This window comes from Enterococcus sp. AZ163 (genome assembly GCF_050498925.1).
GTDB classification, from domain to species: domain Bacteria; phylum Bacillota; class Bacilli; order Lactobacillales; family Enterococcaceae; genus Enterococcus_A; species Enterococcus_A ferrettii.
The window spans coordinates 2,804,031-2,825,683 of the sequence record NZ_JBIPAO010000001.1 but is presented as its reverse complement, the minus strand read 5'-3'; the positions used below and the strand labels follow the sequence as shown (position 1 = coordinate 2,825,683).

The following is a 21,653-nucleotide window of genomic DNA, read 5'->3' as shown; positions in this document are numbered from 1 at the left end:
GGAGGAATGGGAGTATGGAAACCGATATTGACATTTTAAGTAAAATAGCAATATGCAAAAAGAAAAGTACTTTTTTGAGCTCTGTAGACTTGAAAAAGCTTCCTACAGGAACTGGGATCGTGTTATTCTTTGTTGAAGATCTAAGAACAGTAAAATTCAAAGAATCAGAAGTAGGACAAACAGGGTTTGATTCAATTGTGTTAATGCAGAGTATTGAAAATTTTGATCAGACAAATATATATTTCAAACCTACAAAAAATATTCGAAGTGAGGTTCGAAAGTTTAAAAAAAATAATATAAAGCAAAGAAGTATACCTCAAGTAATTTTCTCTCAAATAAGTGATACGCAAACTATAAAAGTCGGTTACTTTGAACTGGAAAGCAAGTACTATAATGCTCAAATATTGATGAATCGGTATTTGGAAACACACGATGAAAAACCTGTTATGAACAAATCTTTTAAACAGAATGATGCAACACCCTCGTGGAACGGGTTTAACTTTCAAGGATTTGTAACAGTGCTCAGAACGTTACAAATGATGAATAGTATGCCAGAAACAGATTATGAAAGGTATTCTGTGGAAATTGAGAGAATAGAAGACTTTGTTATATATAAAGATGGTGAAGCTAAAGAATTATTTCAAGTAAAAGCCTATGTTAGCGAGCGAACAGTCGAATCCTACATAGAAGCTTTAAAAAAATTATTGTTACACAAAGAAATTTTAAGAGCTACAGATGCAAAATGTTTTTTGGCCACAGCATCTAGAATAAAGGATTGGGACCAGAGTGGATATCAAGATACTATTGAGTTATATGGTTACGATAATAATATTTTCTTAGATATCAATGCTATCATTAGTAATATAAAAAATGAGCTAAGTATTTTCTTTAATAACATTGAGGGGGAACAAGGCCATTCAGAAATCAATATAGCTCTAGCACGTATTTGCCATATGGTTATAAAAAAAATTAACTATTTGCATCAAAATAGAATTGCTGATAACGAAGAATATAAAATAAATTTTAAATATATTGATGATGCGATAAGGAAATCTGCTGAAGAATTAATCGAGGACAAAGAATTTTTTACAAGAGTGCAAGTTGATAAAACTGTCTTAGAAAATTTTAATAGAGAACTTGCATTTGTTTGTGAAGATTGTATTGATATGGGTTGTGAACTATGTCCGTTAAATAATTTAAGAGATATATTTGAATCGATCAATCGAAAAAAATACGCGAAAGTTTTTTCCCCAGGAACTCCTTCCGATAAATTGGATATATATTTATCTAGTGTATTCAATCAAAATAATGTGCAAAACCTCTTAGAGGAATTAGCTTGTTCTGCTTCAGATATATTGTTTTATGATGATCAAAAAATATATATTGCGAATGTAACTGATTATGAAGAATATTTAGAAAAAATAGTACCTTCAGCAATTAGTATAAAAAGAAATGGGGGGCTAACTAGGGTATTAGATATTATAAAGGATGATGTAGACATTCAACAAGTATATGCGAATAGTTCAATACTTGCTAATATAAAAGATGAAAAAATTGTCTACAAAGATCAAAAGGTCTATTCGATACCCGATGGATTTATAGATGAAACAATTTACGACGAAAACGATAGTATATCACCTGATTTTAATTTTAATCTGGTGAACAGAGATTTGTTCTTAGAAAGGAATGGAGACAATGAATGATGGTGATTTCTTATTATCTATAATAAAAAAACTCGACGTAGAAGAAGGCGATTGGGAAAAATTATATTCCAATCTAGAAGACAACAGCATTCTATATAAATATACACCCAGCGATTCAAAAAAAGGCTATCTATTTTATTGGAGCAACCAAGAACCAATGAGTCAAATTGAAGAAGTTGATAATCTTGTAGACAACGAGATAGAGTTATCTATTGTACCACAAGATACTTACTTAATTCTATTTACAAGGATAGAAGCTCTAAAAGAAAAACAATATAAAAAAATAATTGAAGTTGAAGAAAATGAATTCAGATATAAAAAATACGTTTGCTATTACACTGAAGAAGAACTAATTGAAATGAAAAATAAAATAGAAGAAGGGTTTGTAATCGACAAGGATTTTCTGAGAGATAACTCGCATTTCATTGATGAAAAATTATTTGCCTTTATATACAGAATGATAATAAAAGTACCAATAATAAAAATGAACTTTGAACAAAAAGAATTAGAAGAATTCCAAAGTTTGTATGAAATAGAAAAAGAATCGGAGAAAAAGTATCAACCTGATGAACTGAATGAAATGGAACAAAAAGTTTTTTCTGTGATTCCAGATAAATTAAATTCTGACTTGGTTGCTACGGATATTGTGGATAACCTAATATCTGATATATATGGAGATGATTTAAATGAGTATTTATCTTGAAAGACTAGACGTCACAAATTTTAAAAGCTTTCCGCCGAATAAGATGAAAGTGTTTGATTTTAAACAACATAGAGCCAGTATTTTTGATGGACCAAATGGTTATGGGAAGTCAACAGTTTTTGATTCAGTAGAGTTATTAATTACTGGAAACATTAAGCATTTTAATTCGACTTTAAAAAATGGTTTTCAAACTTCGTTAGCTATAGTTGCTAATTCAAGTGAGTTACCAACAAAAGTAGTTGGTATATTTTCAAACGGGGAAGAAAATTTTAGCGTTTCACGAATATTCAAATGGGAAAAAGGAAGAGAAAACCATAGTGAAGTTCTTTTTCAGGAAGGATATGTAGAAGAGAAAACATTAAGTAATGAAGAAGTGTATTCTTTACTAAATATTAGTCAAAATTTTTTTGAAGTGGGCATGTATATATCACAAAGCGATTCTTTGTTGTTTCTGCAAGAGAAGTATAAGAAACGAAAAGATATATTGACAAGTATATTAGACATGGATGTGATAGAAAATCGAAATAATTTAGTCAAAGAGATAAAATCGAAATATAGTAATCGGCGAAAAAAAATCGGCGAAACCCTCCTAAATAAACAAAAAGAATGCTCGAAAGATAAAGAAACTCTTCAAGAAACTATTGATAAGATTAATCTGGAAGATCAGTTAGTTTCCTATACTAAACTATTTCCTAATATGGATTTTTCTTTTGATAGAAAAGAAATAGATGTGAATTTACCAATTGATAGCTACAAAAAAAACATAAATAAGATAAAGACATTTGTGGTTAACTATGAGTTGTATAAAAAATCAAAGATAAATGTTCTGATAAATAAGCTCCTTGCTATCCCATCAAAACGATTGAAAAAATATTATTACAAAACCGATAGCAAAGAATTTGAAGAAAATCAACGTTGGTGGGAAGAGTTGAAGACTCTTCAAGGTTATGTCAATAAACATCAAATAGTATCTACCCTTCAGGATTTTATCGAGGTAAAGAAAAACGAAGATTTAATGTCATCTATTGAAAATTATTATTCCATTTTGGAAGAGAATAAGATTCTTGAACAACAAATCAATGAGGATAAAAAAGAGATCTTAAGATTCAATGAAAAAAGAAGTCAACTGTACAATCAGTATATCCAGCAAGAAATAGTCGATGATAAACATTGCCCTTTTTGTGGTAAATATGTTGAGGATCTTATCAATGCATACAAAGAGTTCACTGATAATTTAGAGAAATTGATGGATGTTCAACAAGTTAAATTTAATGAGAATACAACAAAAGCTGATAGCAAAAAGGAAGAAATTATTGCTAATCTTAATAAGATAGTTTCTCCTTATAGTGAAAAAATAGCATTATTTCAAGAGTTAAAGGACGTAGACATTTTAGATTCTAAAGAGGTAGCTGAAATCATTGAAGTCATTCCAAATTTTAATGAAGATTTCTTAGATGCTATTCCATCGCTACAAAAATTTGAAAAAAACATAGAACAATTTAATATGAAACTGAACAATATGAAATGTTCTGATAAGGTGTATAACGAAGAAGAACTCGTTGAGTTCGATAGAATATATAATGAAATTTTCAATAATGAAGCACCACACATAAGTGTCAAAGATTTAGAAGAAAAATATTTATATATTCAATCTCAGTTTCAGAATATCTACCAGATGAATTTAAGAAAAGCAGTTGAAAACTTAGCTAAAGTAAATAATTTGTTAGAAAAGCATGATAATGAAGCAAAGCGCATTGACGAAATATTAAGTTCTTTGAAACTGTACAACAATGGAGCATACCTGAAGTATCAAAATAGATTTATTGAAAAAATTCAATTACCACTATTTTTAATTAGTGGGCGAATACTTCAAACATATCAATTGGGGTTAGGGATATATGCTGAAGTAAACAATACACAAGTTGTCTTTAAAGTTGCGTATAAAGATAAAAAAATGGACACCGATATATTCAATATTTTAAGTGTTGGTCAGTTAAATGGTGTTATATTAGCTATTTTGTTTGCAATACGAAAAGTATACTCCAAAGAGAATCAATTAGATCTCATAATGATTGATGATCCACTGCAATCAATTGATGAGATTAGCGCACACTCTTTTGCAGATCTTTTAATTGAAGAATTTCCCAATACACAGCTAATTCTCTCAACACACGAGGAAGACAAGAGTCGACTAATTAGATACAAGTATCAACAAGTTGGTAAAAAAGCTAACAATTTTAACATGCAAGTTGAGTATCTTAAATCATAAATGACTTAAGATACTCAAGCAACTACCTAATAAATTGTGCATCTGCCATCTCAAGAAGGGTTTACCCAGTATGATACTTTGAAGTAGCATATTATATCAGGGTAAATATTTTAAACGATGGTGAAACTTCTACTACTCGGCCCCCGCCGAGTTTTTCGTCGTTCTTGCTTTCTTTATCCTTCCTTTTTTACTATACTGTGAATAGTAACGAAAAAGGAGCACATGCATGGGCGAGAGAGCTGATATTTTTCTTAGTACATTTAATCGTATTGAAAAAGAATTGAAGAATCAATTGAATAATCCTTCGAATATGGGCTTCAGTGAGATGGTTCGTCGTTTGTCTAAACGTAAGGGAACGTTAGTTGGAGACAATGAGAATGATTTGCTGCAGCTTGCGCAGCTGCGCAATGCGATTGTGCATGATCAGATTGCAGATGATTTTGTGATTGCGGAGCCAAATGATTGGGCGGTTCAGCGGATTGCAGAGATTGAAGAGGCTCTAGTTCGGCCGGAAAAGGTTTTGCCGCGGTTTGGTAAGAAGGTTACAGGCTTTGAACAGGATTTTCCGTTGCGAAGAATTATGGAGATTGTGGCTGAGAAGCGCTTTTCCCAGTTTCCGGTTTATCATCGGGGTCAGTTTAAGGGCTTAGTGACTTTGCGGACGATTGGTTTGTTCTTTGCTCAAGCTAGCTTAGCAGGTCCAGTGAATCTGGAAGGAAAAAAGGCAGAGGATTTGCTGCAGACAAATGGTAAGAGTACGAATTTTCATTTTGTTTCTGCCGATACGAAGGTTGCTGAGGTTGAGGAAATGTTCCGCAGCCAGACGACATTGGAAGCAGTTTTGATCACGAAAGATGGCGATCCTAATGGTAACTTGGTGGGGATTGTTCGGCCAAGGGATATTTATGCGCAGAAAGAGGAGTAGTCTATTGTTAGCTGTATATTTATTGTTGAGTGCTGTGATTATTGGCCTCGATCAATGGTTCAAGTTTTGGATTGTTGGCAATTTTAATTTGGGTGATGCGCAGCAGGTCATTCCGAATGTTTTATCGTTAACCTACATTCATAATACTGGAGGAGCCTTTAGTTTGTTAGAAGGGCAACGGGTTTTCTTCATTATTATTACGGTGGTAGCTGTGGGTGCTGGGATTTATTATTTAGCCAAGCATTTGCATGAAAGCAAATGGCTGACGATTGGTATCAGCTTATTTTTGGCTGGAGCAGTGGGGAACTTTATTGATCGCCTGCGTTTAGGATATGTCGTGGACATGTTCCAGCTGGATTTCATCAACTTTCCGATCTTCAATGTTGCGGATATGGCGTTGGTGATAGGTGTAGCGATGATATTTATTTACATTTTATTAGATGAGAGAGAAAAAAAGCATGGAAAATGAAATTGAAGTAGTAATACATGAAGAGAGCGGCCGAATTGACAAGGTTCTCAATGAACGGCTAAAAGAGTATTCTCGTTCTCAGATTCAGCAATGGATCAAGGATGGACAGGTTTCGGTGGATGATCAACCGATTAAAGCTAACTATAAGGTAAGCAAAGGGGATCAGATTTTGATCCGCATTCCTGAACCGGAGGAATTAGAGTTGATAGCGGAAGACTTGCAGCTGGATATCGTTTATGAGGATGAGGATGTAGTTGTGATTAACAAACCGCAGGGCATGGTGGTTCATCCATCAGCTGGCCATTCTCACGGAACGTTAGTTAACGGTCTGTTGCATCAAATTAAAGACTTATCTTCTATTAATGATGTCGTTCGCCCAGGTATCGTTCATCGGATTGACAAGGATACTTCCGGCTTATTAATGGTAGCAAAAAATGACCAGGCTCATGAAGCTTTGGCAAAACAGCTGAAGGATAAGACTTCTTTGAGAAAATATGTGGCTTTGGTTCATGGAGAAATTCCTCATGAAAAGGGTCGGATTGAAGCACCAATAGGTCGTTCGAAGGTTGATCGGAAAATGCAGGCAGTGATTGAAGGCGGCAAGGAAGCCGTCACACATTTCGAAGTGCTGGAACGCTTTACAGACTTTACTTTGATCGAATTGCAATTGGAAACGGGGCGAACGCACCAAATCCGGGTACACATGCAATACATTGGTTATCCAGTAGCTGGTGATCCGTTATATGGACCGAAGAAAACGTTAAAGGGCAATGGACAGTTTTTACATGCGAAGCTATTAGGCTTTACTCATCCGAAAACGGGCGAGAACCTAGTCTTTGAAGCGCCGTTGCCTGAAATTTTTCAAAAAACTTTGAAGCAACTGCGAGAAAATGATTGATTTCTCAGAGAAAGAACGGTATAGTATTCTCAGTGAAAAAAAACTGAATAGCGAGATCCTTTAAGAGTAGTCCCGTGAGGCTAAGAAGGGTGGAGATAGAAGCTTGGACTAAGTGCGCTTGGGATCAACTCTATCATTTTTGACGAAGTCGATTACAATCCTCCTACCTGCATGCGGGTAGGAGTTTTTTTATGGAAAAAAGAGGAGGAGACAGGATGTACAAAAAGGAAGTTGTCGATGAGGTAACGATGAAAAGAGCGTTAACCCGTATCACTTATGAAATTATTGAACGCAACAAAGGAGTTCAAGACATTGTACTAGTAGGTATCAAAACTCGAGGAATCTTTATCGCTCAGCGGATCGCTGAACGGTTGAAACAATTAGAACATATCGAAATTCCAGTCGGTGAACTGGATATCACCCTTTACCGGGATGATGTGAAGAAACAGGAAACAGCTGAACCTGAGCTGCATTCTTCAGATATTCCTTTTGAAATTGCTGGTAAAGAAGTCATCTTAGTAGATGATGTGTTGTTTACCGGACGCACAATCCGCGCAGCTCTTGATGCGGTAATGGATTATGGCCGACCAAATCGAATCTCCTTAGCAGTGCTAGTCGACCGCGGACACCGGGAATTACCGATTCGGGCCGATTATGTTGGGAAAAATATTCCGACAGCATTAACCGAAGAAATCATTGTTGAAATGGAAGAATTGGACGGACAAGATCGTATCTTGATCCAAAAGGAAGAGGCGTAAAGACAAATGCATGAGTTTCACAACGACGATGTGGTATTAGACATCAAGGACCGTCCTAGTGTAGGACATTGGGTAGGATTAAGTATTCAACATCTGTTCACGATGTTTGGCGCAACAGTGCTGGTTCCGATTATGGTGGGAATCAACCCGAGTATTGCGCTGGTCAGTTCGGGATTGGGCACGTTGGTTTATCTAACGGTTACTAAAGGAAAAATTCCGGCTTATCTAGGCAGCAGCTTTGCCTTTATTGCAGCGATGCAATTACTGATGAAATCTGACGGGTATCCAGCAGTTGCACAAGGAGCGATGACCTGCGGATTGGTTTATCTGATCGTATCATTCTTGATTCGCAAGATCGGGTCGGCTTGGCTGGACAAAATTTTACCGCCAATTGTTGTGGGGCCAGTTGTTATGGTTATCGGTTTAGGGCTAGCTGGAAATGCGGCTACTAACGCGATGTACAACAACGACGTTTACGACTTTAAGTATGTACTAGTTGCTTTAATCACCTTGGGATTAACGATTTTCTTCAACATGTTTCTCTCAGGTTTTCTCGGATTACTTCCGATTCTGCTAGGAATTGTTTGCGGCTATATCACTGCCATGCTGTTTGGCATCATCGACTATCAACCGATTATCGATGCACAATGGTTCGCACTTCCAGCATTCGACGTACCTTTTGCCACCTATCAGCCGAAGCTTTATCTGAATGCCATTACGACGATGGCGCCAATCGCTTTTGTAACCATGACCGAACACATCGGGCATTTGATGGTATTGAATAAATTGACTAAACGAAATTTCTTCGAAGATCCTGGTTTGGACCGCACTTTGATGGGAGACGGCTTCGCTCAAATCGTAGCCGGACTTGTGGGTGGACCGCCAGTAACTAGTTACGGTGAGAACATCGGAGTACTGGCAATCACTCGCGTACACAGCGTGTTCGTAATCGGCGGTGCAGCATTCTTTGCCATCGCTTTAGGATTTGTTGGGAAATTAAGCGCACTAATCTTGAGTATCCCTGGGCCAGTTATTTCGGGAATCAGCTTTGTACTCTTTGGAGTCATCGCAGCCAGCGGATTGAAAATTTTGATCGAAAACCAGATCAACTTTGACCGGAAAAAGAACCTGTTGATTGCTTCAACAATCTTAGTTATCGGCATCGGCGGTTTAGTTTTCCAAGCAGGCACCTTTACACTATCTTCAATGGCTCTGGCAACTGTGCTGGGCATTATACTAAATTTGATTTTACCTGAGAAAGCACGCAGCGAAAAATAAGGAGGAAGAATCATGATCATCCAATCTGAAAAAATTAGTTTGAAGCATTTGTTAACCATCGAAGCTTTATCCGATCAGGAAGTTATGGGACTTATTAAACGAGGACAGCAGTTCAAAAACGGTGCACAGTGGTCACCAGAGAAGTCTCAGTACTTTGCGGCTAACCTTTTCTTTGAGAATAGCACCCGGACCCATAAGAGTTTTGAAGTTGCCGAGAAGAAAATGGGCTTGGATGTAATTGATTTTGACTCCCGAACCAGCTCTGTGCAAAAAGGTGAAACCTTATACGATACCGTGCTGACTATGTCAGCAATCGGTGTAGACGTCTGTGTCATCCGACATGGCGACGAAAATTACTACGACGAGTTGATCCAAAGCAGGACCGTTCACTGCTCGATTATCAACGGCGGAGACGGCAGCGGCCAGCATCCAACTCAGTGCTTACTGGACTTAATGACTATCTATGAAGAGTTCGGACACTTTGAAGGCTTAAAAGTAGCAATCGTTGGCGACATCACTCACTCACGGGTAGCAAAATCTAATATGCAAATGCTGAATCGTTTGCGGGCAGAGGTTTTCTTCTCAGGACCAGAGCAATGGTACGATTCCAGCTACGATGTTTATGGAGAATACCGTCCACTGGATGAGCTAGTGGAAAACGTTGATGTAATCATGCTATTGCGGGTACAACACGAACGCCATGATGGTAACGAAAGCTTCTCTAAAGAAGGTTACCACCAAGACTACGGTTTGACGATTGAAAGAGCAAAACGTATGAAGGATAAAGCAATCATCATGCATCCGGCTCCAGTTAATCGTGATGTTGAAATCGCTGATTCATTGGTTGAAAGTTATCAGTCACGAATTGTTGAACAAATGAGCAATGGTGTATTTGTTCGCATGGCGATCTTAGAAGCAATATTGAATGGTGTGTCTTAATCAGTTTGAAGAATATGCTTATATTATATTGAATCCAAGTTGGATGCAGAGCAACTTTTCCTAGTGTTATGCGAACAGTGTAACTGGATGGTGTATGGCGTAAAAATCGAATTAATTTTTCGGTGAAAAGTTAATTCATTAAAATGAACAAGGAGAGATGGATTATGAAGGTACTAATTAAAAACGGTAAAATTGCTGGAAAAGGCAATCAATTAATAGATGCAGATGTTTGGTTAGAAGACGGAATTATCGCGGGAATCGGCAAATCTTTTGCTGATTTGGACTTTGATGAAGTTTACGATGCAAAGGGGCAATTAGTAACACCTGGTTTAGTGGATGTCCATGTGCATTTAAGAGAACCTGGTTTTACTTATAAAGAAACCATCAAAACAGGAAGTCAAGCAGCAGCCCGTGGTGGATTTACAACCGTTTGTGCAATGCCTAACCTTGATCCTACTCCTGATACAGTTGAGAAATTTGAGCAAGTCCTTGATATCATTGAACGTGATGCAGTAGTCAAAGTATTGCAGTATGCACCGATCACAGAAGAGCTGCGCAGTGAAGTATTAACTGACCAAGCAGGACTGAAAGCAGCTGGCGCATTTGCCTTTACTAACGATGGAGTGGGCGTGCAAACAGCCGGAACTATGTATTTAGCAATGCAAGAGGCTGCGAAGCAAGGGATGGCTTTAGTTGCTCATACAGAAGATGATTCATTACTATTCGGCGGTGTTATGCACAAAGGCGAGGTCAGTGAAAAGCTTGATCTGCCAGGAATCATGAGTGCGACTGAATCTTCTCAAATCGCTCGCGACGTAATTCTAGCCGAAGAAACTGGTGCACACTATCATGTCTGCCACGTATCAACAAAAGAAAGTGTAAGAATAATCCGTGATGCAAAGAGAGCAGGCGTTCATGTAACTGCAGAGGTATCACCTCATCACTTGATCTTGATGGATGAAGATATTCCAGAAGATAACGGTTTTTGGAAAATGAACCCGCCATTACGAGGTAAAGAAGATCGTGATGCGCTAATCGAAGGATTAATGGATGGAACTATTGATTGTATCGCCACCGACCATGCTCCTCATGGGTTAGAAGAAAAAAATCAAACGTTCTTAAAATCGCCATTTGGTATTGTTGGCAGCGAAACAGCTTTCCAATTGATCTATACACACTTTGTAGAAACGGGCCGCTTTACTTTAGAACAAGTGATTGACTGGATGGCAGTGAAGCCTGCAGCAATTTTTGGCTTAAATGCTGGTACACTGAATATCGGCGCACCTGCCGATGTGGCGGTATTTGATCTAGACTCAGAAGAAAAAATTGATGATCAGCAATTTGCTTCAATGGGGGTAAATACACCATTCGTAGGCTGGCCTGTTAAAGGCAACACGATGTTCACTTTTGTGGATGGTAAACTGGTGTATAACAAGGAGGACTAATAAGTTGAAGAGACTGTTAATTTTAGAAGATGGTACGGTATTTGAAGGAGAAGCTTTTGGTGCTGAAGCCAACGTGTTTGGCGAGATTGTATTTACAACCAGTATGACTGGTTATCAAGAAACCATTACAGACCAAAGCTTTAACGGACAAATCATTACCTTTACTTATCCAATGGTCGGGAATTATGGAATTAACCGTGATGACTATGAATCAATTGCTCCAACTTGTAAAGGGGTTGTTGTTAAGGAACATGCGCGTCGTGCAAGCAACTGGCGCAACCAAATGACCTTAGATGAATTTTTAAAGCGCAAGGGAATTCCTGGGATCGCAGGAATTGATACTCGTGCATTAACGAAAAAATTACGCAATCACGGAACTATGAAAGCCAGCATTGTTGATTCTGGTGATCAATTCCATCATGCCTTTGATCAATTGAAAGCAACTGTTTTACCAACCAATCAAGTCCATCAGGTTTCAACTGTTACTCCTTACCCAAGCCCTGGCGTTGGCCGTAATGTTGTCGTCATCGATTTTGGTTTAAAGCATAGCATTTTGAGAGAATTATCTCGTCGGGAATGTAATTTGACGGTTATGCCTTACAATACCGATGCAAAAACGATTTTGGATTTGGCTCCTGACGGTGTGATGTTGACGAACGGACCAGGAGATCCTAAAGATGTGCCAGAAGCGATTGAAATGATTCAAAAAATTCAAGGGAAAGTGCCGATTTTTGGAATTTGCTTGGGTCATCAATTATTCTCACTGGCAAATGATGCTGACACGTATAAAATGAAATTTGGCCACCGGGGATTAAATCATCCGGTACGAGAAATCGCAACCGGACGGATTGATTTTACTTCACAAAATCACGGTTTTGCGGTGGATGAAGCAACAATTGACTCTACAAAATTAATGGTAACGCATGTGGAAGTAAATGACGGAACGATTGAAGGGGTAAGACATCGCCACTACCCAGCCTTCAGTGTGCAATTTCATCCGGATGCTGCACCAGGACCACATGATGCACTACATTTATTCGATGAATTTATGGAAATGATGGACGCATGGAAGGAGCAAGCATAAATGCCAAAACGCACAGATATTAAAAAAATCATGGTCATCGGTTCTGGACCGATTGTCATTGGACAAGCAGCCGAATTTGACTATGCTGGTACGCAAGCTTGCTTAGCTTTAAAAGAGGAAGGTTATGAAGTTGTTTTAGTGAATTCTAATCCGGCAACTATCATGACTGACAAGGAAGTTGCAGATTCAGTTTATATTGAACCAATTACGTTAGAATTCGTTTCCCGCATCCTGCGTAAGGAGTTACCAGATGCAATCCTGCCAACTCTCGGTGGGCAAACGGGATTAAATATGGCAATGGAACTGGCTGCTTCTGGCATCCTAGATGAATTAAACATCGAATTGTTAGGTACGAAACTTTCGGCGATCGATCAAGCGGAAGACCGTGACTTATTTAAACAGTTGATGGAGGAATTATCCCAGCCAATTCCTGAATCGGAAATTGTAAATACGGTTGAAGGAGCAGTTGCTTTTGCTAATACAATCGGTTATCCAATTATCGTACGTCCAGCTTTCACACTAGGTGGAACCGGTGGAGGAATGTGTGACAACGAAGAAGAATTGCGAGTGATTGCTGAAAATGGCTTGAAGCTGTCACCAGCTACTCAATGTTTGATTGAAAAATCAATCGCCGGCTACAAAGAGATTGAGTACGAAGTAATGCGTGACTCAGCTGACAATGCGATTGTAGTATGTAATATGGAAAACTTTGACCCAGTAGGCGTTCATACTGGTGATTCAATTGTTTTTGCCCCGAGTCAAACCATGTCTGATTATGAATACCAAATGCTGCGGGATGCCTCCTTATCAATCATCCGCGCCTTGAAAATAGAAGGCGGTTGTAACGTTCAGTTGGCATTAGACCCTCACAGCTTTAATTATTATGTAATCGAAGTGAATCCGCGAGTGTCTCGTTCATCTGCCCTAGCAAGTAAAGCAACTGGTTATCCGATTGCTAAACTCGCAGCAAAAATCGCGGTTGGATTAACCTTGGATGAAATGAAGAATCCAGTAACGGGAACAACCTACGCTGAATTTGAACCAGCCCTAGATTATGTGGTTGCGAAAATTCCCCGCTGGCCTTTTGATAAATTTGAATCTGGTGAAAGAGTACTAGGAACGCAAATGAAGGCAACAGGTGAAGTTATGGCAATCGGCCGTAACATTGAGGAATCTCTACTGAAGGCTGTTCGTTCGTTGGAAATTGGCACTTATCATGTAGAAATCGATGAATTTAGTGAAGCAACTGATGAGCTTTTAACTGAAAAAATAGTCAAGGCTCAAGATGATCGCTTATTCTATTTAGCCGAGGCACTGCGTCGTGGATACACTATTGAAGAGCTCAGTGAACTGACTAAAATTGATTTATTCTTCCTAGATAAATTATTACACATCGTTGAGTTAGAAAATGAACTGGCTCAGCATGTAAAAGATGCTGATGTATTGAAAAAAGCCAAGCAAAATGGTTTTGCTGACAAGAAAATTGCTAGCTTGTGGTCAATGACTGAAAAAGAAATCAGCGACTTTAGACATGAAGCGAAAATTTTACCTGTTTACAAAATGGTAGATACTTGTGCAGCTGAGTTTGAGTCGAAAACGCCATATTTCTACAGCACCTATGAATTTGAAAATGAAAGCATTCGTTCAGATAAAGAATCAGTGTTGGTATTAGGTTCTGGTCCAATCCGAATCGGTCAAGGGGTTGAATTCGATTACGCAACTGTTCATTCAGTAAAAGCGATCCAATCAGCTGGCTATGAAGCAATTATTATGAATAGTAATCCTGAAACGGTATCGACAGACTTCTCAGTCTCTGATAAGCTTTATTTTGAACCTTTAACCTTAGAGGATGTTATGAACGTAATTGAACTTGAGCAGCCAATTGGTGTTATTGTGCAATTTGGTGGTCAAACTGCAATTAACTTGGCAGAACCTTTAGTGAAAAACGGTGTCAAAATTCTAGGAACTAGTATTGAGGATTTGGATCGGGCGGAAGATCGTGACCAATTTGAACAGGTTCTTAAGAAACTAGGTATTCCCCAACCGGTAGGTGATACAGCTACCAGCAGCGAAGAAGCCGTGGTTATTGCTGATCGAATTGGTTATCCAGTATTAGTACGTCCAAGTTATGTACTTGGTGGACGGGCAATGGAAATCGTCGAAAACCAGGCGGACTTGGAAGACTACATGGCAAATGCGGTAAAAGCCTCTCCAGAGCATCCAGTGCTAGTCGATCGTTACATGGTGGGTAAAGAATGTGAAGTAGATGCCATCTGTGACGGTAAAATAGTTCTGATTCCAGGGATTATGGAGCATATCGAGCGAGCTGGAGTTCATTCGGGGGACTCGATGGCGGTTTATCCGCCGCAAACCTTCTCACCTGAGATCATTGCAACGATTGAAGACTACACGCGCAAACTAGCTTTAGGTATGAATTGCATCGGCATGATGAACATTCAGTTCGTTATTCATGAGGAACAGGTTTATGTAATTGAAGTGAATCCGCGGGCTAGTCGGACGGTACCGTTCTTAAGTAAGATTACTAATATTCCAATGGCGCAAATTGCTACTAAAGCAATTTTAGGAAACAGCTTGGAAGAATTTGGCTACAAAGATGGTTTGTATCCTGAAAGCAAACTCGTTCACGTAAAGGCTCCAGTCTTCAGCTTTACTAAATTACAGAAGGTTGATACTTACTTAGGGCCTGAAATGAAATCAACCGGGGAAGTTATGGGTTCAGACCGCAGTCTGGAAAAGGCTTTGTACAAAGCCTTTGAAGCAGCGGGATTGCATCTGCCAGATTATGGTGCTGTCCTATTCACTGTTGCGGATGAAAATAAAGAAGAATCTCTAGACTTGGCGAAACGCTTTACTGATGTGGGCTATAGTTTGATCGCCACTGCGGGCACTGCCAAGTATTTTGAAGAAAATGGTTTAACTGCTAAAACAATTGCCAAGATTTCTGAGTCATCAGAAGACAACGTAGTGGAAATGATCCGCCGCGGCGAAGCTCAGGTAGTTATTAACACCATGGATAAAAATCGCCAGAATTCTTCGGAGGATGGCTTCATTATCCGTCGTGAGGCAGTTGAACACGGAGTGCCATTATTCACATCACTAGATACAGCAAATGCTATCTTGCGGGTAATGGAATCTCGAGCATTCTCCATTCACGAAATTTAAGCCAGACACTTTTGTCTGCTAGTAAAAAATCTATACTCGATTTCAGGCTTCGCAAGCTGAGTGTGTTTGCGGAGCCTTTCTTAAAGGAGGCCATTATGAAACAAGAAATGATGACGATTGTTAGTCAGCAGCAATTAGCACCAAGAATTTATGAAATGGTTTTAACAGGTAAGCTAGTAGAGCAGATGCATAATCCAGGCCAATTTATTCACATTCGAGTACCAAGAGCGGATTTATTGTTGCGTCGCCCAATTAGTATCAATCAAATCGATCGAGAAAAGGCAACCTGCACGATCATTTATCGAATTGAAGGAGATGGCACTAAGTTTTTTGCTGAATTAGAAGCTGGCGACCAGTTGGATGTCATGGGACCTTTAGGAAACGGCTTTGATTTGTCAGGTCTGAAACAAGGTGATACAGCCTTTATCGTCGGGGGTGGAATTGGTGTACCACCGTTGTATGAATTGTCCAAACAATTAACCAAAAAAGGTGTGCAAGTCATTCATTTCTTGGGCTTTGCTTCGAAAGAATTTGTCTATTATGCGGAAGAGTTTCAAGCACTAGGTGATACACGCTTTTCAACCGATGATGGCAGCTTCGGTCTACAGGGGAATGTCGGCAATTTACTGCTGGCAACTCAGGAAAAACCGACTGCAGTTTTCGCCTGCGGAAATAATGGTTTGTTGAAAACAGTAGAACAGCTATATGGAGAAGTCGGTAATGTTCAATTGTCCTTAGAATCACGAATGGCGTGTGGTATGGGTGCTTGTTATGCCTGTGTCTGCCATGTTGCTGACGAACCGAGTAAGAGTGTGAAGATCTGTGATGACGGACCAGTATTCCAAGCAGGGGAGGTTGTTTTTTAATGAATCCATTAGCCGTTAAATTACCAGGCTTAGATTTGAAGAATCCAATCATGCCGGCAAGTGGCTGTTTTGGATTTGGAAAAGAATATGCCGATTATTATGACTTGAATCAGTTAGGTTCAATTATGATTAAAGCCACTACACCTCAATCTCGGTACGGCAATGAGACTCCACGGGTGGCCGAAACACCAAGTGGTATGCTCAATGCAATCGGTCTACAAAATCCAGGCCTAGAAACAGTTATGAACGATATTTTACCTTCTTTAGAGAAATTTGATCAGCTGCCGATTATTGCCAATGTGGCTGGTGCTTGTGAAGAGGACTATATCGAAGTTTGTGCCAAAATTGGGGATGCACCGAATGTTAAAGCGATTGAGCTAAATATCTCTTGTCCTAACGTGAAGCATGGGGGAATTGCTTTTGGAACTGATCCAGAGGTTGCTTATCGTTTAACTAAAGCGGTGAAAGAGGTTGCCAGTGTGCCAGTATATGTTAAACTTAGTCCGAATGTTACTGACATTGTTCCAATTGCTAAGGCAATTGACGAAGGTGGAGCAGATGGTTTTACTATGATTAATACCCTCTTGGGCATGCGTATTGATTTGAAGACTCGCCAGCCGATTTTGGCTAACCAAACCGGAGGCCTTTCTGGCCCGGCAATCAAGCCTGTGGCGATCCGATTAATTCATCAAGTAGCTGGGGTTAGCGACTTACCGATTATCGGTATGGGCGGCGTGCAAACAGTTGATGATGTGCTGGAAATGTTTATGGCAGGTGCTAGCGCAGTGGCAGTGGGGACAGCTAATTTCACTGATCCGTATATTTGTCCCAAATTGATCGATGCCTTACCAGCAAGAATGGCTGAGTTAGGTATTGATTCACTGGAAGAATTACGCAAAGAAGTCAAGGAGGCCAGAAGATAGTGGAAAAACGACCAATTATTGCACTTGATTTCTCTTCAAAAGAAGCAATCAAGACATTTTTAACGCAGTTTCCTGCGGAAGAAAAATTATTTGTCAAAATCGGCATGGAGCTTTTTTACCAAGAAGGTCCTAGTATTGTTCATGAGCTGACGACTGGCGGGCATGACGTTTTCCTTGACCTGAAGCTGCACGATATTCCAAATACAGTCAAAAAAGCGATGAAGGGCTTAGCAAAACTTGGTGTTCGTATGACCAACGTTCATGCTGCTGGTGGAATAGAAATGATGAAGGCTGCTAAAGAAGGTTTAACTGAAGGTACAGCTGCTGGAAATGCAGTTCCGGATCTAATTGCGGTGACTCAATTAACCTCGACCAGCGAAGAGCAGATGCACCGAGATCAATTGATTCAAGTACCGTTAAACGAAAGTGTTGTGCACTATGCTAAGTGTGCCGAAGAAGCCGGCTTAGACGGTGTGGTATGCTCTGCTTTGGAGGTAGAAATGATCCACGCTGCGACCAGCGATGATTTTATTTGCTTAACGCCTGGGATTCGCCCTAAAGGTGCTAGGATTGGTGACCAAAAACGGGTAATGGATCCGCAGCAGGCACGGGAAATTGGGTCAAATTATATTGTAGTGGGACGTCCGATAACCCAATCGGAAACACCCTATCAAAGCTATCTTCAAATCAAAAAAGAATGGAACGGTGAAGAATGAGAACAGTTGCAGAAAACATCGCTAAAGATCTATTGAAAATTGAAGCAGTCTTTTTAAGTCCAGATGAGCCTTTTACTTGGGCTAGCGGAATCAAATCACCTATCTACTGTGATAATCGCATCACCATGAGTTACCCTGAGGTTCGTCGTGAAATTGCTAAAGGATTGGCTGAAGAAATCAAAGCCAACTATCCAAATGTAGAAGTAATTGCAGGGACAGCTACTGCTGGTATTCCTCATGCTGCTTGGGTAGCTGAATTATTAGATCTGCCAATGGTTTATATTCGCAGCAAAGCTAAAGATCATGGCAAAGGCAACCAAATCGAAGGTCGTATTACTGAAGGTCAAAAGATGGTAGTTATTGAAGATCTGATTTCAACTGGGGGCAGTGTGCTGGAAGCAGCTGAAGCAGCTAAACGAGAAGGTGCTGATGTTTTGGGTGTTGCAGCTATCTTTACCTACGAATTAGACAAAGGTGTTGAAAAATTCAAGGCCGCAGAAATGCCATTACTGACTTTGACTAACTATTCAACTTTGATTGAAATTGCTTTAGAAGAAAACTACATTAATGAACAACAACTAACTCTTCTGAAAGAATGGCGTCAAAATCCAGAAAATTGGTTGAAATAAGTAATGACTGCTCCTCACTAGATTGTGAGGAGTTTTTATCTGTTTTTAGTGCTTACACCAAGCCTAAAAAAGGTTTTAATGGTATATTTAAGAGCAGTGGAGGGATGAACATGTACCAAAATTTCATTGAAAATATTCGGCTGCGGCGCTTTGTTGTATTAGCCGTTCTTATTCTAGTGATTTACCTTTCTCGGTCGTTTATTACGATTGCTTTATTAACCTTTATATTTACCTATTTGTCATCAAAAATTGTGAAATTGTTGCATCGCTATCTGAAGCTGCCTAACGCTGCCGCGACGATAGGACTTTATTTAATAGCTGTTTTTTTGCTCTATCTTTTGTTCGCTAAGTATGCGACGATCTTGGCTCAACAGGCGATTCAAACCTATAATTCCTTGCTGCGTTTTTACCAGCATACAGAATTTGATTCAACAGGAGTTACTAACTATTTGTCCAAGTATTTTGAAACCCATAACTGGCAGGATAAATTAGAAAGTGGTGCTGGGATTATTTTCCAGCAATTGCAAAATGTTGGTCGGGTTGCCGTGTCGTTTTTCTTATCCTTTTTACTAAGTTTCTTCTTCATGATTGAAAAGGAACGAACTTTTCAGTTTTCACGACATTTTTTGAATAGTGACTATGACTGGTTTTTCCAGGATGTTCATTATTTTGCCAAAATTTTCACTGAGACCTTTGGAGTCGTGTTGGAAGTTCAACTGATTATTGCATTAGTTAACACAGGGATCACTACTGCTGGTTTAGCCTTAATTGGATTTAATCAGCTGCCGTCTTTAGCGATTATGATTTTCTTTTTAAGTTTGGTTCCAGTTGCTGGTGTAATTATTTCTTTTATTCCGCTTACGTTGATTGCCTACTCAATCAATGGTTTGCAGACAGTAGTCTACGTTTTGCTGTTGGTTATGGCTGTTCATGTTGTGGAGTCGTACATTTTAAATCCCAAGCTGATGTCCAGTCGAACGAAGCTGCCAATTTTCTATACGTTCGTTATTTTACTGTTAAGCGAACGCTTCTTAGGGGTTTGGGGATTGATTGTAGGAATTCCGATTTTCACCTTCTTTTTAGAAGTTATCCATGTCCAAATAAAAAGAGAGCCTAGGGAAAATTAATTTCCTGGGCTCTTCTTTAACGTTTCGATGGTCTGTTCTTCAGGTGTTACATACAGCGTTTTTTGATTTTCATAAATCACAAAGCCTGGTTTCGCACCGTTTGGCTTATGAACATATTTTACAGCCACATAATCAACTGGAACCTGAGCAGAGTGTCGGAACTTGGAGAAGTACGCTGCTAATTCAGCCGCCTCCAACAAGGTTTCATCGCTAGGAGTCTCATCCTTTATGACGACATGTGAACCAGGTATATTTTTAGCATGTAGCCAAATATCTGTTTTACGCGCTTTTCTCAAGGTCAATTGGTCGTTCTGCAGGTTATTTTTACCCACTAAAATTTGAGTGCCGTCACTGGCGTAAAAAGTCTCTGGTTGAGAAGGGGCCTGTTTGCGATTTTTTTTCGTTTTTTTCTTTTTCAAATAACCACTGGCGACTAATTCTTCTTTAATAACTTCGATATCCATTGGACCAGCAATTTCTAATTGCGCTAAAATTGATTCTAAGTAAGCTAATTCTTCTTTAGCTTCATCGATCTGCTTGTAAATTAACTTTACCGCATTTTTTAGTTTTTGATAACGTTGAAAATATTTTTGCGCATTTTGATTAGGAGTCAGAGCTGGATTCAAACGAATCTTAATCAACTTGTCTTCTTCGTAATAATTTGGCAGTTCAACTTCTTCGGCACCCCTAGGCACTTGAGTCATGAACGTAGTTAAGAGTTCTCCATCTCGACGAAACTCTTCAGCGTTTTCTGAATCTTTTAGCGTCTTTTGTCGTTTTGCCAGTTTGGTTTGATTGCGTTTGATTTCGTTTTCGACTCGCTTGATTAGTTCGTTGCCCAGCTGCTTTACGCGATCTTTTTCGGCTTTTTCACCATAATAAGCGTCCAGCAATAAGCTGAGAGATGGATAACTTACTGGTTCGGAAAAGGTTTTGAACAGTAACGGTGCAAAAAACTCTTTATTATTTTTTATACCTAAAGTTGGCTGAATCTGGTCTGTTAAGTCTTGCCAAAAGCTCTGCCAGACATCCATTTTACGATTGGGCTGCTTGTTTAGGCGATAGGCCAACTCATCAGCAGTATCTCGACCTAGGCCTTGAAATCGCTGCTGCAGATAGTTACCAGTCATCTCTTCGGCGGTAGAAAGTACGTGAAAGACATTTTCTTTAGTAACGTTAAAAGGATTTTTTTGATCCTGCTTTGGCGGAGTAACATATTCACTGCCAGGTAAAATAGAACGATAAGTATTTTGTGAATGACCAACATGCTTAATCGCATCCAAAATTTTCCCTGTTTGACTGTTTAGCAAAACAATCGTTGAGTGGCGTCCCATCAATTCCACAATTAACTCGATATCCTGCAAATCGCCTAATTCATTCCGTTTGGTAAAGGTAAAGTGGACCACTCGGTCGTTTTCAATTTGCAAGATATCTTCTAAAATCGCCCCTTCTAAATGTTTTCTAAGCATCATGACAAAATTAGGTGGGGTATCTGGGTTTTGATAGGCAATTTCTGTTAGCTGAATCCGAGCATAGCTAGGGTGAGCCGAAAGTAGTAGTCGATGGTTTTTGCCTTGTGAGCGAATCACTAAGACTACTTCGTTTTCATAAGGTTGGTGAATTTTAGAAATACGACCACTTAATAAAGAGGCCCGCAATTCATTCACCATTGCATGGGTAAAAACTCCGTCGAATGACATCTTTTTCCCTCGTTTCTTTTCATAGTGTCTCTATTATA

At 39.2% G+C, this 21,653-nt stretch carries 18 protein-coding genes; 17 read left to right on the top strand and 1 reads right to left on the bottom strand.

The features are described 5' to 3' along the window. Positions 1 to 14: 14 nt before the first annotated feature. From IGI46_RS13475 to IGI46_RS13395, 17 genes are all read left to right on the top strand, one after another. Complete coding sequence (locus IGI46_RS13475; RefSeq protein ID WP_429973583.1) at positions 15 to 1,703, top strand: hypothetical protein; 1,689 nt, start codon at positions 15 to 17, stop codon at positions 1,701 to 1,703. Continuing rightward, positions 1,696 to 2,406, top strand: a complete 711-nt coding sequence (locus tag IGI46_RS13470; RefSeq protein WP_429973582.1) for an ABC-three component system middle component 1 — start codon at positions 1,696 to 1,698, stop codon at positions 2,404 to 2,406. Before IGI46_RS13475 ends, IGI46_RS13470 begins: the two co-directional genes overlap by 8 nt. Then, a complete protein-coding gene (locus IGI46_RS13465) occupies positions 2,390 to 4,675 on the top strand; it encodes an AAA family ATPase (RefSeq protein WP_429973581.1) in 2,286 nt (761 codons plus the stop codon). Before IGI46_RS13470 ends, IGI46_RS13465 begins: the two co-directional genes overlap by 17 nt. 226 nt (positions 4,676 to 4,901) lie before the next feature. Further along, positions 4,902 to 5,600 carry a CBS domain-containing protein gene (locus IGI46_RS13460; protein WP_429963604.1) on the top strand — a complete coding sequence of 233 codons (699 nt, stop codon included), beginning with the start codon at positions 4,902 to 4,904 and terminating at the stop codon, positions 5,598 to 5,600. Between the two features lie 4 nt (positions 5,601 to 5,604). Beyond that, the gene (gene lspA / locus IGI46_RS13455; protein ID WP_429973580.1) at positions 5,605 to 6,069 is read left to right on the top strand and encodes a signal peptidase II; all 465 of its coding nucleotides are present in this window, start codon (positions 5,605 to 5,607) and stop codon (positions 6,067 to 6,069) included. Next, a complete protein-coding gene (locus tag IGI46_RS13450) occupies positions 6,059 to 6,967 on the top strand; it encodes an RluA family pseudouridine synthase (protein ID WP_429973579.1) in 909 nt (302 codons plus the stop codon). The genes lspA and IGI46_RS13450 overlap by 11 nt, the downstream gene beginning before the upstream one ends. A 215-nt stretch (positions 6,968 to 7,182) precedes the next feature. Then, positions 7,183 to 7,725 (top strand): bifunctional pyr operon transcriptional regulator/uracil phosphoribosyltransferase PyrR, encoded by a 543-nt coding sequence (gene pyrR / locus IGI46_RS13445; RefSeq protein WP_010759041.1) that lies wholly within the window; start codon positions 7,183 to 7,185, stop codon positions 7,723 to 7,725. Positions 7,726 to 7,731: 6 nt separating this feature from the next. Next, positions 7,732 to 9,003 (top strand): solute carrier family 23 protein, encoded by a 1,272-nt coding sequence (locus IGI46_RS13440; RefSeq protein ID WP_429973578.1) that lies wholly within the window; start codon positions 7,732 to 7,734, stop codon positions 9,001 to 9,003. A 12-nt stretch (positions 9,004 to 9,015) separates the two neighbouring features. Beyond that, positions 9,016 to 9,942 (top strand): aspartate carbamoyltransferase catalytic subunit, encoded by a 927-nt coding sequence (locus IGI46_RS13435; protein ID WP_429973577.1) that lies wholly within the window; start codon positions 9,016 to 9,018, stop codon positions 9,940 to 9,942. Between the two features lie 164 nt (positions 9,943 to 10,106). Beyond that, positions 10,107 to 11,387, top strand: coding sequence for a dihydroorotase (locus tag IGI46_RS13430; RefSeq protein WP_429973576.1), 1,281 nt, complete (start codon positions 10,107 to 10,109; stop codon positions 11,385 to 11,387). 4 nt (positions 11,388 to 11,391) lie between these two features. Then, entirely contained in the window at positions 11,392 to 12,471 is a 1,080-nt protein-coding gene (locus IGI46_RS13425) for a carbamoyl phosphate synthase small subunit (protein WP_207701329.1), read from the top strand. Further along, positions 12,472 to 15,654 (top strand): carbamoyl-phosphate synthase large subunit, encoded by a 3,183-nt coding sequence (gene carB, locus IGI46_RS13420; RefSeq protein WP_429973575.1) that lies wholly within the window; start codon positions 12,472 to 12,474, stop codon positions 15,652 to 15,654. A 95-nt stretch (positions 15,655 to 15,749) separates the two neighbouring features. After that, entirely contained in the window at positions 15,750 to 16,520 is a 771-nt protein-coding gene (locus IGI46_RS13415; protein WP_429973574.1) for a dihydroorotate dehydrogenase electron transfer subunit, read from the top strand. Then, positions 16,520 to 17,443, top strand: a complete 924-nt coding sequence (locus IGI46_RS13410) for a dihydroorotate dehydrogenase (protein ID WP_429973573.1) — start codon at positions 16,520 to 16,522, stop codon at positions 17,441 to 17,443. Before IGI46_RS13415 ends, IGI46_RS13410 begins: the two co-directional genes overlap by 1 nt. Further along, positions 17,443 to 18,159: an orotidine-5'-phosphate decarboxylase gene (gene pyrF / locus IGI46_RS13405; RefSeq protein ID WP_429973572.1), complete on the top strand. Its 717-nt coding sequence runs from the start codon at positions 17,443 to 17,445 to the stop codon at positions 18,157 to 18,159. Before IGI46_RS13410 ends, pyrF begins: the two co-directional genes overlap by 1 nt. Continuing rightward, entirely contained in the window at positions 18,156 to 18,788 is a 633-nt protein-coding gene (gene pyrE, locus IGI46_RS13400; RefSeq protein ID WP_429973571.1) for an orotate phosphoribosyltransferase, read from the top strand. Before pyrF ends, pyrE begins: the two co-directional genes overlap by 4 nt. 110 nt (positions 18,789 to 18,898) lie before the next feature. Continuing rightward, entirely contained in the window at positions 18,899 to 19,915 is a 1,017-nt protein-coding gene (locus tag IGI46_RS13395; protein ID WP_207701335.1) for an AI-2E family transporter, read from the top strand. Here the strand turns inward: IGI46_RS13395 and efbA are convergent. After that, positions 19,912 to 21,615, bottom strand: a complete 1,704-nt coding sequence (gene efbA / locus IGI46_RS13390) for a fibronectin-binding protein EfbA (RefSeq protein WP_429973570.1) — start codon at positions 21,613 to 21,615, stop codon at positions 19,912 to 19,914. The genes IGI46_RS13395 and efbA overlap by 4 nt on opposite strands. Positions 21,616 to 21,653 lie beyond the last annotated feature (38 nt).

Excerpts from the sequence above, each read along its gene's own strand:
- IGI46_RS13475 (WP_429973583.1), top strand. The coding sequence starts at position 15 with ATGGAAACCGATATTGACATTTTAAGTAAAATAGCAATATGCAAAAAG.
- IGI46_RS13470 (WP_429973582.1), top strand. The coding sequence starts at position 1,696 with ATGAATGATGGTGATTTCTTATTATCTATAATAAAAAAACTCGACGTA.
- IGI46_RS13465 (WP_429973581.1), top strand. The coding sequence starts at position 2,390 with ATGAGTATTTATCTTGAAAGACTAGACGTCACAAATTTTAAAAGCTTT.
- IGI46_RS13460 (WP_429963604.1), top strand. The coding sequence starts at position 4,902 with ATGGGCGAGAGAGCTGATATTTTTCTTAGTACATTTAATCGTATTGAA.
- IGI46_RS13450 (WP_429973579.1), top strand. The coding sequence starts at position 6,059 with ATGGAAAATGAAATTGAAGTAGTAATACATGAAGAGAGCGGCCGAATT.
- pyrR (WP_010759041.1), top strand. The coding sequence starts at position 7,183 with ATGTACAAAAAGGAAGTTGTCGATGAGGTAACGATGAAAAGAGCGTTA.
- IGI46_RS13440 (WP_429973578.1), top strand. The coding sequence starts at position 7,732 with ATGCATGAGTTTCACAACGACGATGTGGTATTAGACATCAAGGACCGT.
- IGI46_RS13435 (WP_429973577.1), top strand. The coding sequence starts at position 9,016 with ATGATCATCCAATCTGAAAAAATTAGTTTGAAGCATTTGTTAACCATC.
- IGI46_RS13430 (WP_429973576.1), top strand. The coding sequence starts at position 10,107 with ATGAAGGTACTAATTAAAAACGGTAAAATTGCTGGAAAAGGCAATCAA.
- carB (WP_429973575.1), top strand. The coding sequence starts at position 12,472 with ATGCCAAAACGCACAGATATTAAAAAAATCATGGTCATCGGTTCTGGA.
- IGI46_RS13415 (WP_429973574.1), top strand. The coding sequence starts at position 15,750 with ATGAAACAAGAAATGATGACGATTGTTAGTCAGCAGCAATTAGCACCA.
- IGI46_RS13410 (WP_429973573.1), top strand. The coding sequence starts at position 16,520 with ATGAATCCATTAGCCGTTAAATTACCAGGCTTAGATTTGAAGAATCCA.
- pyrE (WP_429973571.1), top strand. The coding sequence starts at position 18,156 with ATGAGAACAGTTGCAGAAAACATCGCTAAAGATCTATTGAAAATTGAA.
- IGI46_RS13395 (WP_207701335.1), top strand. The coding sequence starts at position 18,899 with ATGTACCAAAATTTCATTGAAAATATTCGGCTGCGGCGCTTTGTTGTA.
- efbA (WP_429973570.1), bottom strand. The coding sequence starts at position 21,615 with ATGTCATTCGACGGAGTTTTTACCCATGCAATGGTGAATGAATTGCGG.